Source organism: Arthrobacter agilis (assembly GCF_002953615.1).
Lineage (GTDB): Bacteria > Actinomycetota > Actinomycetes > Actinomycetales > Micrococcaceae > Arthrobacter_D > Arthrobacter_D agilis_B.
This window is the reverse complement of sequence record NZ_CP024915.1, coordinates 1,003,317-1,015,920: the sequence shown is the minus strand read 5'-3', so window position 1 is coordinate 1,015,920 and position 12,604 is coordinate 1,003,317. Positions and strand designations below refer to the sequence as shown.

The window sequence follows — 12,604 nt, the reverse complement described above, 5'->3', positions numbered from 1 at the left end:
AGGGGACCCTGCCCGCCGCTGAGCCGCTGCCGCTGGCCGCCCGAGAGCCGGGATCCGCCGGGACCCACCGGAGCGTCGAGACCCTGCTCGAGGCCGGCGACCAGCCCGGCGAGCCCCACGGCCTGCAGTGCCGCCTTCAGCTCCGCCGGGGTGGCGGGGTCGTCGGGAGTGCGTGCGAGCTGCAGGTTCGCGCGCAGGCTCGAGTTGAACAGATGGCTCTCCTGCGGGCACCAGGCGATGCGCGGCACCTCGCCCGCCGTCACCGGCCGGCCGTCCACCAGCAGCCTGCCGTCCTCGAGGGGCAGGAAACCCAGGAGGGCTCCGATGACGGTCGACTTGCCGCTGCCGGAGGGTCCGGTGAGCCCTGTCCAGCGTCCCGGACGGAGGTCGAGATCGACGTCCTGCACCACGGGATGTCCGTGCTCGTAGCCGATGGCTGCCCGGTCCAGGGCCACCGTCCGCACCGGCAGGCCGGCCCCGGGGCCCCGATGGCCCTCCGCGCCCGTGGTGGATGCACTGAGCGAGGGCTGGATGCGCCGTGTGACGGCCGCCAGCGGACCCCAGTGCTGCACCGCCGAGCTCCCGGCGACGAACGGCTCCACCAGGGCGAGTTGCATGAGGACCAGGACGGCGGTGACGTCGGCGGGCAGGCCGGTGGCCGTCGTGAGGATGCCGAGGGACGCGGTGCAGCAGGCCGCCACGATCACCGCCGTCGAGGTCCCGGCCGCCGCCGCCGACCGGCGGGCGGCTGCTGCGGCGCGGCGGTCGAGTCGCCGGGTGGAGCCCAGCGCCGCGCGGTGCGCGCCGTTCACCCGCAGGTCCGGCGCTGCCCTCAGCAGGCCGGTGACGCGCTGGAGCGCGTCGGCGCGGACCTGCACGGCGGCTGCTCCGGCGGCCCGCTCCCGGACCACGGCGATCAGCGGGGCGACGACGAGGGCGGCGCCGACGGACAGGGCCTGCCAGCCGAGGGACGCGGGATGCAGCGCGGCGGTGGCGGCCAGCGCGGCGACCCCCGTGAGGACCGCGGTCGCGAAGGGCAGCAGGGCACGCGAGGACAGGTCCCGCAATTCGTCGATGTCACCGACGAGACGTTCGATCCCGCCCGAGCCGCGGGCGAGCAGCCGCCAGGCGCGGCCCGCCCCGAGGAGCCCGGTCCACAGGCGCAGCCGGGTCTCGTCGGCGCGGTGGAAGACGGCACGGTGCAGCCAGAGGCGCTCCTCGTAGCGCAGGAGGGAGCGCCCGATGCCGAAGAACCGGACGCCGACGATCGCGGTGAGGAGATGGAGGATGGGCGGCTGCTCGGCGGCGCGGACGATCAGCCAGCCGCTGAGCGCCGTCAGTGCGACGGCGAAGACCGATGCGCCGAGCCCCAGCCCCGCGGCCGCCAGGAACCGGCGGTCCCACGGCCGGACCAGGACCAGCACGTCGCGCGCGCCGGCGAACCACGACGTGCCGGGACCGGCGGCGCCAGCGCTCGGAAGGAGGTCCGGTCTGGGACCCTGCGGCCCGTCCGTACCAGGCGTGCCGGCCGGTGCCGGACGGACGGCTCCGGGGGTCGCATCCCGCCGTCCCCCCACGCCGAGCCGCACCTCGGCCGATGCGATGGCGGCCGTCTCGTCGTCGTGCGCGATCAGGAGGACGGCCAGCCCTGGCCGGCGCCCCTCGATGGCGGTGCGGATGGCACGCGATGCGGCGGGATCCACGTGCGCCGTGGGCTCGTCGAGCAGCAGGAGCCGGACCGACGGATCCTGCGCCCGCAGCAGCGCGCGTGCGACGGCGACCCGCCGCAGTTCACCGGGGCTCAGCTCCCCCGTGTGCCGCCCAGCGAGGTCCGCGGCGCCGACGGCGGCGAGCCCGGTCCCGATGGCGGGGTCGTCCTCGGACAACCCGGCGTACAGCGCGAGTTCGGCGCGGACCGTGTCCATCACGAGTTCGGGATGCTGCGGGACCCAGGCGATGCCGCCGTCCACCGGCCCTGCGATGCTCCCCTGCAGCCGGAGCCCGGCCGGTGCCGCCGCTCCCCCGGCCAGCGCCCGCATCAGGGTGGACTTGCCCGAGCCGCTCGGGCCCCGCAGCGCCGTGATGGAGCCCGATCCGAGGACGAACGACACGTCCTCGAAGACCGGCTCCCGGACGCCGTCGTACCCGGCCGTCAGCCGATCGACGCGGAGGAGGACTCCGGTCTCCTCCCGCACTGCGGGAGCGGAGGCGGACGACAGCCCGGAACGGGAGGGAGCCACCGGGGCGTCGACGACCGCCCGGACCCGGGCTCCGGCCTCCTCGCCGTCCTCGCTGGCGTGGTGGGCCGCACCGACGTCGCGCAGGGGTCCGTAGCACTCGGGCGCGAGGATCAGCGCGATGAGGGCCGTCTCCAGGCCGAGGTCCCCGTGGATGAGGCGCACACCGGCGAAGACCGCGACGACGGCGACGGAGATCGTGCTGATGAGCTCGAGCGCGAGGGACGAGAGGAAGACCGTGCGCAGCGTGGTCATGGTGCGGGACGTGTAGGTGCCGGCGATGTCGCGCAGGGCACGCGTCTGCTCGGCGGCACGCCCCAGGCCCACGAGGACGGGCAGGCCCCTGGCGAGTTCGAGGAGGTGGTCGGACAGTCGCCCCAGCGCGTCCGCGGCCTGCCGCGTCCGCTCCTGGGTGTGGAGGCCGATGAGTGCCATGAAGACGGGCACGAGCGGGACGGTGAGGACGATGATGAGGGCGCTCACCCAGTCGGCGGCGAGGATCCGTGCGCCGACGATCAGCGGCACCACGGCGCAGGTGATGAGCGCGGGGAGGTACTGCGCGTAGTACTTGTCCAGGCCGTCGAGTCCGCGGGTGAGCAGTACCGCGAGGGAGCCCTGCCCGCTGCCGGCAGGAGCGGCCTGCGTGGTGCCGCCGTCGTCCAGCACGCGCACCAGGGCGGCCTCGCGCAGGCGCTCGCGCACGCCGAGGGCGAGGCGCGCGGCCGTGGCGTCCTGGCCCCACGCCGCGATGGTGCGCAGCGCGGCACCGAGGACGCCCTGCAGCAGGACGGCCCGGACGTCCGGCGACCCGCTCGCGACGGACGCGATGCCGAGCGCGAGGGCCTGGGCCATGAGGACCAGCCCTGCGGCCCGGGTGGCGGCGAGGACGCCGAGAAGGTAGACGGCCGACGTCGAACCGGCCGCCCCCGCCGGCCCGCCGGACCTGAGCACGGCCATCGGGGACGGGCGGCGGGGTGCCTGCCCTTCCCCGCCCGCGCCGGTCCCCGCGGCGGCCGGTGGGGTGCTGTACGGCCGCATGGCCGTCCTGGTGGCTCCACTCACAGGGCTGTCACCGCGTGGGCGGCCGGGATGCTCGCCTCCGACACGCGCCGCCGGAAGACCCAGTACGTCCAAGCCTGGTAGGCGAGGACGAGCGGTACGCCGAAGCAGGCCACCACGCTCATCAGTCCCAGCGTGTAGGGCGAGGACGAGGCATTCTGCACCGTGAGGTCGAACGCGGGGTCGAGGGTGGAGGGCAGGACGACGGGGAAGACCGCGCCGAAGATCGATCCCACGAGGGCCAGCATCCCGCCGCCGAGCGCCGCGAACGCCCGCCCGTCCCGACCTCCCACGGCGGAGCGGTACGACGCGGTGAGGCACGCCACCGCGAGCACGACGGCGAGCCAGGTGACCACCGAGCCGGTGCGCACCTGCACGAGGACCGTCCAGCCCAGGAACGGGATCAGCGCGAACGGCAGGAGGCGGCGGAACAGGCGATCGGCCTGGCCCCGCACGCCCCCCTCGGTCTTGAGCGCCACGAACGCCGCGGCGTGCACGAGGCAGAACAGGACGACGGCGGCCGCGCCGAGGAGCGCCGGCGGGGTGGCCCACGCGAAGGCGCCTCCCACGCGGTCACCGTTCGCATCGAGCGGCAGTCCCGTCGTCGTCAGCGCGAGCGCGGCACCGATGCCCGCCGCAGCGGTGAAGGAGCCGACGGCGATGGCCCAGTCCCAGCGGTTGCGCCAGGAGTCGCTGTCCTGCTTGCCGCGCCACTCGAAGGCGACCGCACGGAAGATCAGGCCGAGCAGCACCAGCAGGAACGGCAGGTAGAGCGCCGACAGCAGCGAGGCGTACCAGTGCGGGAAGGCAGCGAAGGTCGCACCGATGGCGGTGACGAGCCACACCTCGTTGCCGTCCCAGACGGGGCCGACGGTGTTGAGCAGGACGCGCCGCTGGGTGTCGTTGCGGGCCAGGAGCTTCATGAGCATCCCCACCCCGAGGTCGAATCCCTCGAGGAAGAGGTAGCCGGCCCAGAGCACGGCGATCAGCACGAACCAGAGGGTGGGCAGTGCCTCGGTCATCGGGGAGCCTTCCATGGGTCAGGGTGGTTCGTCGTCGCGGGGGTGATGTCGACGCCGGTGGCGGAGCTGGTGGAGAGGGTGTCAGTAGGCGAAGGCCAGGACATCGCCGTCGTCCTTCCTGCCGCCGTGCGGGCGTGCCGCGTCGTCGTCCTCGTCCTCGTCCTCGTCCTCGGCGGCGTGTGCGAGCTCCGGCATGGCGGACGCGGTTCCGCCGCGGACGTAGGTGACGAGGAGCCGCACCTCGACCACGAGGAGGACCGCGTACACCGAGGTGAGCACCACGAGGGAGGCGATCAGCTCGGCCAGGGAGACACCGGGCGAGACGGCGGCGGCGGTGAACATGAACACGCTGTCGATCCCCGACGGGTCCGGATTGGGCGCGACGACGAAGGGCTGCCGTCCCATCTCGGTGAAGATCCAGCCGGCCGAGTTGGCCCCGAAGGGCGCGAGGATCCCGAACACGGCGAGTCTCATGAGCCAGCGGGACTCCGGGACGGTTCCCCTGCGCAGGACCCAGAGGGCCGCGGCGGCGGCCGCCGCGGCGATCGCGCCGAAGCCGATCATGATGCGGAAGCCCCAGTAGGTGACCTCCATGACCGGCAGGTAGTCGATCTCGGTGCCGGCGCGCTCGCCGTACATGGGGTCGTCGGGCAGGGTGGTGCCGTACTTCTCCTGGTACTCGGGCAGCAGGGTGTTGACGCCCTTGACCTCGGTGGTGAAGTCGCCGTTGGCGAGGAAGGACAGCACACCGGGGACCTCGATCACCGCCGTGATGTCGTCGCAGCTCTGCGCCCCGAGGTTGCCGACGGACAGGATCGAGAAGCCCGTGCCGTCATGGCACGCCGCTTCGGCGGCGGCCATCTTCATGGGCTGCTGGTCGAACATGAGCTTGCCCTGCAGGTCACCGGTGATCCCGGTGCCGGCGAACGCGATCATCGCGACGACGGCGCCGGCCCGGGCCGAGCGGAGCCATACGGCGTGGTCGACGGCGTCCCGGGCGCCGCGCGGGTTCCCGACGACGAGGCTGCCGTCCGGACCGAGGCTGTCCAGGCCGTCGCGGCGCCGCTTCCACAGGTGGTACCAGCTGATGCCGAGGAGGAAGGCCCCGGCGACGGCGAGGGCACCGAAGACGGTGTGCGGGAAGGCGACGAGGGCCGTGTTGTTCGTGAAGACCGCCCAGGCGTCGACCATCACCGGCCGGCCGTCGACCATCTCGACACCCACGGGGTGCTGCATCCATGAGTTCGCCACGAGGATGAAGTACGCGGAGAACACCGAGGCCAGGACGGCGGCCCAGAGGCTCAGGAGGTGGATGAGGCGAGGGAGGCGTCCCCACCCGAAGATCCAGAGGCCGAGAAAGGTGGACTCGACGAAGAAGGCGAGGAGCGCCTCCATGGCCAGCGGCGCTCCGAAGACGTCGCCCACGAAGCGGCTGTACTCGCTCCAGGCCATGCCGAACTGGAACTCCTGCACCAGCCCGGTCGCCACGCCCATGATGAAGTTGATGAGGAAGAGCTTCCCCCAGAACTTCGTCATGCGGAGGTAGTGGTCCTTGCCGGTGCGGTGCCACAGGGTCTGCATGCCGGCGACCAGCAGCCCCAGCCCGATGGTGAGGGGGACCATGAGGAAGTGGTAGACAGTCGTGATCCCGAATTGCCACCTGGCAATTTCCAAGGCTTCCATGGGGCCCTTTCAGCAGCGCCTGGCGTCGGCGACGACGGAACTTCTACAACCCGTAGAACAAGTTCTTCTACACATCGTAGAACAAATCCACACCAATTTCTACGCGGAGTAGAAATGTCTGCGCGGACGCTGTACTTTAGAGGCATCACGCTTGATCGCTCCCTGCGGGGAGCGGATCCGGGTTCGAGGCGGACCGGGATCGCGCAGAAATTGAAGGAAGAACATGGCAACGCTCGGAGACCTCGAACGCACGGTGATGGACCTGCTGTGGACAACGCCGGAAGCGATGACCGCGAACGAACTACGGGACGCCATCGCGGAGGCACCCTCGGGTGAGGTGGGACGCGAACTCGCCGTGACGACGGTGCTCACCGTCCTCTCACGCTTGGAGAAGAAGGGCCTGGTCGAGCGGGAGCGCGACAGCCGCCCCCACCGGTACAGGTCGGTGACGAGCCGCGAGGACCACACGGCCGAACTCATGCACGAGGTGCTCGTGACGGCGCCGGACCGTGAAGCCGTGCTCGCCAGGTTCATCGGCAGCGTCTCCGAGGCCGAGGCCGAGACCCTCCGCAAGCTGCTCGGCGGCAGCTGACCCGCCCGTGTTCTGGGCCTCGTACCTGCTCGCTGCTCTCGCGATCATCCTTGCGTGGCCCGCGCCCATCGCGCTGTCACGGGCCTCCTGGCCCGCACGCGCGCCCTTCACGGCCATGGTGCTCTGGCAGTCGATAGCACTCGCCGGTGGCCTGTCCATGATCGGGGCCATGCTCGTCTGGGGCCTCGAGCCGCTGGGTGACAACCTCGTGTCGGCGTCGGCCGGATTCTTCACCATCCTGCTCGACGACGAATCGGCGCAGACGCTCGGCGTGGTCCACGTCTTCGCCATCAGCGCGGCGACCCTCCTGTTCGCGCACCTCCTCTTCACCCTCGCGCTGACATTCATCCGGATCCGGCGACAGCGTCGGCGCCACCGCGACATGCTCACGCTGCTCAGCTCACCCGCCGCCGACCAGCCCTCGACCCTCGTGATCAACCACCCGGCGCCCGTGGCCTACTGCCTGCCCGGCGGGGCCCGCTCCGTCACCGTCATGTCCGACGGCCTCATGGACCTCCTGTCGCGCGCCGAGCTCGACGCCGTCCTGACCCATGAGAACGCGCACCTGCACCAGCGCCATCACCTGCTGCTCTGGGCATTCGCCGCCTGGCGTTCCGCCCTGCCGTGGCTGCCGACATCGCAACTCGCGCAGCGGGCCGTCAGTGAACTGATCGAGATGCTGGCCGACGACGAGGCGCTCCGCCACGTGGACGAGCCCACGCTCGTCCGGGCGATCGCCATCGTCGGATCCGGCGCCCTGCCCTCGTCGCCGGACGCCCTCGACGATCCCCTCGCCGAAACGGGCCGGAGCGGTGGGGCGGTCCGAGCGGACGTGACCGGCGGTACCGCCGACGTGCAGTCGACGGCCCACCGGCTGCGCCGCCTGCTCACTCCCCTGCCGCCCCTCAGCCGGCTCCAGCAGGGGGCAGCGCTCTCCGCCGCCGGTCTGCTGCTGGTGCTCCCTCCGGCACTCCTGGTGGCACCCGAGCTGCTCGGCTGAACCCGACCTCCCGGAAGGATGGGCGCCGCCTCCTCCTCGCCACCGGTCGATCGTCGGTGGCTCGAGCGGCCGGAAGACCGGTGACTCCTCCTCTTCCGCCTGTTCCGGGCCGTGAGTAGACTTCGCGGCACGGGCCTCAGCAGGCTCGGAGGGAGCAGACCTGCGCTGGGCAGTGTCGCGGTTTGCAACCACTACCGCGCGCATGCGTCGGCGCCCTGGAGGTTGGAGCACTTCTAGAGATCGAGGCACGTCATGCGCAAGACATTCCTACTCGGCGCCGCAGCCTGCGCCCTGGCACTGACCGGTATGGGCTCGTCCCCGGCCTTCGGGGCGGGCCCTGTGGAAAGAGGCCCTGATAAGGACCGGGTCAACTATGAGAAGGGCACGGAGCACGCCAATTCCATCTGTGCGTTCTCGGGGCAGAACGACGACCCCGAGGAGGCCTATCCGTTCGGCGGCCGGGTGCAGTCCTACGGACAGCTGGTGAGGCTCGGGCTCAAGGGTGACTTCCCGAGCCCGGGTGAAGTGTGCAGCCTGCCCTACACCCCCGGGACAGAGGCCCCCTGACGGACTGCCGGGCCGGCCCCCGGTCTCGGGGCCGGCACCGGCACCGGCAATGCAATGCACTGCACTGCACTGTGCGGCACATCCGGAGGAAGCACACCCCCGACGGTTCCGGGAGTTCCGTGCGGCTTCTCCCGGAGCCGGCGGCGCCGGTCAGGCGTCGATGCGGTCCCGATCGAGCGACGAAGCGCCCGCGACGATGAAGTCCTTGCGCGGTGCGACGTCGCTTCCCATGAGCAGGCCGAAGACACGCTCGGCCGACTCGGCCTCCTGGATGCGCACGCGGCGCAGGGTGCGGTGCCGCGGGTCCATGGTGGTCTCCGCGAGCTGGCCCGCATCCATCTCCCCCAGGCCCTTGTAACGCTGGATGGGCGACTTGTACCGCTTGCCCTGCTTCTCCATGGCTGCCAGCAGCCGCGTCAGCTCCGCCTCCGAGTAGGTGTAGATCATCTCGTTGGCCTTCGACCCGCCGTTGATCACCTCGACACGGTGCAGCGGTGGGACGGCGGCGTAGACGCGGCCGGCCTCCACCAGCGGGCGCATGTACCGGAAGAACAGCGTCAGCAGCAGCGTCCGGATGTGGGCTCCGTCGACATCGGCGTCGGTCATCAGGATGATCTTGCCGTAGCGCCGGGCGTCCAGCTGGAAGCTCCGCCCCGAACCCGCCCCGATGACCTGGATGAGGGCGGCACACTCCGCGTTGGAGAGCATGTCCCCGACCGAGGCCTTCTGCACGTTGAGGATCTTGCCGCGGATGGGCAGGAGCGCCTGGTAGTCGGAGGACCGCGCCAGCTTGGCGGTCCCGAGGGCGCTGTCGCCCTCGACGATGAACAGTTCGGAGCGCTCCTGGTCGTCGATGCGGCAGTCGGCGAGCTTGACGGGCATGCTCGACGTCTCGAGGGCGTTCTTGCGCCGCTGGGTCTCCTTGTGGACCCGGGCCGAGATCCGCGACTTCATCTCGGCGACGACCTTCTCGAGCAGCAGCGCCGACTGCGCCTTGTCGTTGCGGGCGGAGGAGGACAGGCGTGCCTGCAGTTCCTTCTCCACCACCCTCGCGACGATGGCCTTGACGGCCGACGTCCCGAGGATCTCCTTGGTCTGCCCCTCGAACTGCGGCTCGGCGAGGCGCACCGTGAGGACGGCCGTCAGCCCGGCGAAGACGTCGTCCTTCTCGATCTTGTCGCTGCCCGCCTTCAGCTTGCGGGCGTTGGCCTCGATGACCTTCCGGAAGGTCTTCAGCAGCGCCTGCTCGAACCCGCTCTGGTGCGTGCCGCCCTTCGGCGTGGCGATGATGTTCACGTAGCTCCGGACCGTCGTCTCGTAGCCGATGCCCCAGCGCAGCGCGATGTCGACGTCGCAGTCGCGTTCCACCTCCGCCATCTGGCTGTGCCCGCGCTCGTCGAGGACCGGCACCGACTCCTTGAAACGGCCGGACCCCTGGAAGCGCCACACATCGGTGACCGCGGTGTCGAGGGCGAGGAACTCGGCGTACTCGGAGATCCCGCCGTCGTGCTGGAAGACCTCCTCCACCGGACCGGACTCACCCGGCGTTCCGGGAAGCCTCCGTTCGTCGCGCAGCGTGATCCGGAGCCCCGGCACGAGGAAGGAGGTCTGCCGCGCGCGGGTCTGCAGTTCCTCGTAGGAGAACGTGGCATCGCGGGTGAAGATCTGCCGGTCGGCCCAGTAGCGGATGCGCGTGCCGGTTCGCCCGCGCTTGGCCGTGCCGACGACCTCGAGGCGCGAACCGTCGAGGAAGGGTTCGAAGGACGACTCCGGCGAGGGCGTCCGGCCGTCCCTGAAGACACCGGGCTCTCCGCGCCGGAAGGACATGGCGTACGTCTTGCTGCCGCGGTCGACGAACACGTCGAGACGGGAGGACAGCGCGTTGACGACGCTCGCTCCGACGCCGTGGAGGCCGCCCGACGCCGTGTAGGACCCGCCGCCGAACTTGCCGCCGGCGTGCAGCTTGGTGAAGACGACCTCGACGCCGGTGAGTCCGGTCTTCGGCTCGATGTCCACCGGGATGCCTCGGCCGTCGTCATGGATCTCGACGGATCCGTCCGCGTGCAGGATCACCGTGATGCTCTGGCCGTAGCCGGCCAGTGCCTCGTCCACCGAGTTGTCGATGATCTCCCACAGGCAGTGCATCAGGCCGCGGGAGTCCGTCGACCCGATGTACATGCCGGGACGCTTGCGCACCGCTTCGAGGCCCTCGAGGACCGAGAGGTGCCGGGCGGTGTAGTCCGAGGTGGGGGGTGTCACGGGGGAAGAGTCTCCTTGGCGGAACGGGCACGATCCAGGACAGGCGTCAGGAGGGTGAGGGGGAAGAGTAGGACCAGTTTATTACGTGCCGCCGACACGACGGGGAAGACGCGTCCCGAGGGCGTTCCCGGGCCTGCCGGACCCAACCCCTACCCCTGGTACGCCCGGAGCGAAAGGAGGCCCAGCCTGCGAAGGGGCGGCAACGAATAGTGGTTATATGAATACACGATCCACATGAGGAGGCTTTCATGACCACTGCAGTAGCAACTCGCGAACTCACTGCCCTGGACCGCTGCGACCGATGCGGCGCCCAGGCCTACGTGCGGGCCGTCCTTTCGTCCTCCGGTGGAGAGCTTCTGTTCTGCGGCCACCACGCGCGCGCCGTCGAAGCGAACCTGAAGCCGCTCACGTCCGAGTGGCAGGACGAGACGAAGCGGCTTCACGAGAAGCCGGCCGTCGTCGGCGACTGATCGTCGCCGGACGCCGCACCCCACGATCCGAGAACAAGCGCTCCGTGTACAGGCGCTGAAGCGTAAGGGCCCCTCCGCCAGGAGGGGCCCTTCCTGCGTCGTGGGGCGGGGACGGGATCGCAGTCCCCGCCCGGCACCGATCATCCGCCCGGCGGCAGGGCTCTCCACCGCGCGGACGCGGACGGACGCGGACGGACGCGGACGGACGCGGACGGACGCGGACTGACGCGGGCGGACGCTCACGGATGCGGCGGTACCGGAGCGGGTACGCGAAAGGGCCCCTCCCGGAGGAAGGGCCCTTCGAAGGTCCTGCTGATCAGTCGAGGTAGTCCCGCAGCACCTGCGACCGCGACGGGTGACGCAGTTTGGACATCGTCTTCGATTCGATCTGGCGGATGCGCTCACGCGTGACCCCGTAGACCTTGCCGATCTCGTCCAGCGTCTTCGGCTGGCCGTCGGTCAGCCCGAACCGCATGGCGACCACGCCCGCCTCCCGTTCGGAGAGGGTGTCGAGGACCGAGTGCAGCTGCTCCTGCAGGAGCGTGAAGCTCACGGCATCGGCGGGCACGACGGCCTCGGAGTCCTCGATCAGGTCACCGAACTCCGAATCGCCGTCCTCGCCCAGGGGCGTGTGGAGTGAGATGGGCTCACGGCCGTACTTCTGCACCTCGACGACCTTCTCGGGGGTCATGTCGAGCTCGAGCGCCAGCTCCTCGGGAGTGGGTTCGCGGCCGAGGTCCTGCAGCATCTGGCGCTGCACGCGGGCCAGCTTGTTGATGACCTCCACCATGTGCACCGGGATGCGGATGGTCCTGGCCTGGTCGGCCATGGCACGGGTGATGGCCTGGCGGATCCACCAGGTGGCGTAGGTCGAGAACTTGAAGCCCTTGGTGTAGTCGAACTTCTCGACGGCGCGGATCAGGCCGAGGTTGCCTTCCTGGATGAGGTCGAGGAAGAGCATGCCACGTCCGGTGTACCGCTTGGCCAGGGACACCACGAGGCGGAGGTTCGCCTCGAGCAGGTGGTTCTTCGCCCGCTTGCCGTCGTGGATGACGAACTCGAGTTCACGCTTGAGCTTCGGATCCATGTCCGGATCGGCGGCGATCTTCTCTTCGGCGAACAATCCGGCCTCGATGCGGAGGGCGAGATCGACCTCCTGCTCGGCGTTGAGCAGTGCGACCTTGCCGATCTGCTTCAGGTAGTCCTTGACGGGGTCGGCGGTCGCGCCGGCGGAGACGACCTGCTGGGCGGGGGCATCGTCGTCATCGGCGTCCGAGTAGACGAAGCCGGTGGTGGTGCCGACCTCGGCCGCCTCGGGCTTGAGGTCCTCCGGGTCCACCTCGACGGCGACGTCGACGGCGGGGTCCGCTCCGTCGAGCGTATCCACCGAACCCTGTGCATCCGAGGTCGAAGCCTTCGCGGCCGCAGCGGACGAAGCAGCTTTCGTGGCAGGCTTCTTGGCCGCTACCCGTCGCTTGGTAGTGGTGGTACCGGCGTCTGGCGACGCCGGTGCTGCTGTCTTCTTGACCGACACAGAGAACCTTTCGTACGGCGGTGTGTGGTGCCATCAGAGGGACAACACCACTATGACCCTGTCAAGTCCGCGCTGTTCACCAGAGGTGTCCGGCGGGGCGGGTCCCTAGGGAACGGCCCTGCCGCCCGCGCTATTCCCCGTGGGTCCGCCTTTCGGCGTGGATCCCGGGAAATGCTCGGTG

At 70.5% G+C, this 12,604-nt stretch carries 9 protein-coding genes; 4 read left to right on the top strand and 5 right to left on the bottom strand.

Features of this window, described 5'->3' with window-relative positions; all coding sequences use genetic code 11:
• The 3 genes from cydC to CVO76_RS04840 form a co-directional block, all read right to left on the bottom strand.
• A partial coding sequence (cydC, locus tag CVO76_RS04850) for a thiol reductant ABC exporter subunit CydC (RefSeq protein ID WP_208740957.1) occupies nucleotides 1-3,275 on the bottom strand: 3,275 nt, incomplete at its 3' end.
• A 20-nt stretch (nucleotides 3,276-3,295) separates the two neighbouring features.
• Entirely contained in the window at nucleotides 3,296-4,318 is a 1,023-nt protein-coding gene (gene cydB, locus CVO76_RS04845) for a cytochrome d ubiquinol oxidase subunit II (protein ID WP_208740955.1), read from the bottom strand.
• Between the two features lie 81 nt (nucleotides 4,319-4,399).
• Complete coding sequence (locus CVO76_RS04840; protein WP_208740953.1) at nucleotides 4,400-6,001, bottom strand: cytochrome ubiquinol oxidase subunit I; 1,602 nt, start codon at nucleotides 5,999-6,001, stop codon at nucleotides 4,400-4,402.
• A 223-nt stretch (nucleotides 6,002-6,224) separates the two neighbouring features.
• On the opposite strand from CVO76_RS04840, the gene CVO76_RS04835 reads away from it, so the two are divergent.
• The 3 genes from CVO76_RS04835 to CVO76_RS04825 all read left to right on the top strand — a co-directional run bounded on the left by CVO76_RS04835 (nucleotide 6,225) and on the right by CVO76_RS04825 (nucleotide 8,160).
• Nucleotides 6,225-6,593, top strand: coding sequence for a BlaI/MecI/CopY family transcriptional regulator (locus tag CVO76_RS04835; RefSeq protein ID WP_133081698.1), 369 nt, complete (start codon nucleotides 6,225-6,227; stop codon nucleotides 6,591-6,593).
• Between the two features lie 7 nt (nucleotides 6,594-6,600).
• Nucleotides 6,601-7,593, top strand: coding sequence for a M56 family metallopeptidase (locus tag CVO76_RS04830; protein WP_208740951.1), 993 nt, complete (start codon nucleotides 6,601-6,603; stop codon nucleotides 7,591-7,593).
• A 252-nt stretch (nucleotides 7,594-7,845) separates the two neighbouring features.
• Entirely contained in the window at nucleotides 7,846-8,160 is a 315-nt protein-coding gene (locus tag CVO76_RS04825) for a hypothetical protein (protein ID WP_133081696.1), read from the top strand.
• 150 nt (nucleotides 8,161-8,310) lie between these two features.
• On the opposite strand, the gene CVO76_RS04820 is transcribed toward CVO76_RS04825, so the two are convergent.
• Entirely contained in the window at nucleotides 8,311-10,419 is a 2,109-nt protein-coding gene (locus CVO76_RS04820; RefSeq protein WP_208740949.1) for a DNA gyrase/topoisomerase IV subunit B, read from the bottom strand.
• A 248-nt stretch (nucleotides 10,420-10,667) separates the two neighbouring features.
• Between CVO76_RS04820 and CVO76_RS04815 the strand changes: the two genes are divergently transcribed.
• Complete coding sequence (locus CVO76_RS04815; RefSeq protein WP_133081694.1) at nucleotides 10,668-10,889, top strand: DUF7455 domain-containing protein; 222 nt, start codon at nucleotides 10,668-10,670, stop codon at nucleotides 10,887-10,889.
• Nucleotides 10,890-11,205: 316 nt separating this feature from the next.
• Here the strand turns inward: CVO76_RS04815 and CVO76_RS04810 are convergent, their stop codons facing one another.
• Entirely contained in the window at nucleotides 11,206-12,423 is a 1,218-nt protein-coding gene (locus CVO76_RS04810) for an RNA polymerase sigma factor (protein WP_208740947.1), read from the bottom strand.
• Between the last annotated feature and the right edge of the window lie 181 nt (nucleotides 12,424-12,604).

What these genes read in the sequence shown, in the direction of transcription:
- CVO76_RS04835 (WP_133081698.1), top strand. Translation starts at nt 6,225, where the DNA reads ATGGCAACGCTCGGAGACCTCGAACGCACGGTGATGGACCTGCTGTGG.
- CVO76_RS04815 (WP_133081694.1), top strand. Translation starts at nt 10,668, where the DNA reads ATGACCACTGCAGTAGCAACTCGCGAACTCACTGCCCTGGACCGCTGC.
- CVO76_RS04825 (WP_133081696.1), top strand. Translation starts at nt 7,846, where the DNA reads ATGCGCAAGACATTCCTACTCGGCGCCGCAGCCTGCGCCCTGGCACTG.
- CVO76_RS04840 (WP_208740953.1), bottom strand. Translation starts at nt 6,001, where the DNA reads ATGGAAGCCTTGGAAATTGCCAGGTGGCAATTCGGGATCACGACTGTC.
- cydB (WP_208740955.1), bottom strand. Translation starts at nt 4,318, where the DNA reads ATGACCGAGGCACTGCCCACCCTCTGGTTCGTGCTGATCGCCGTGCTC.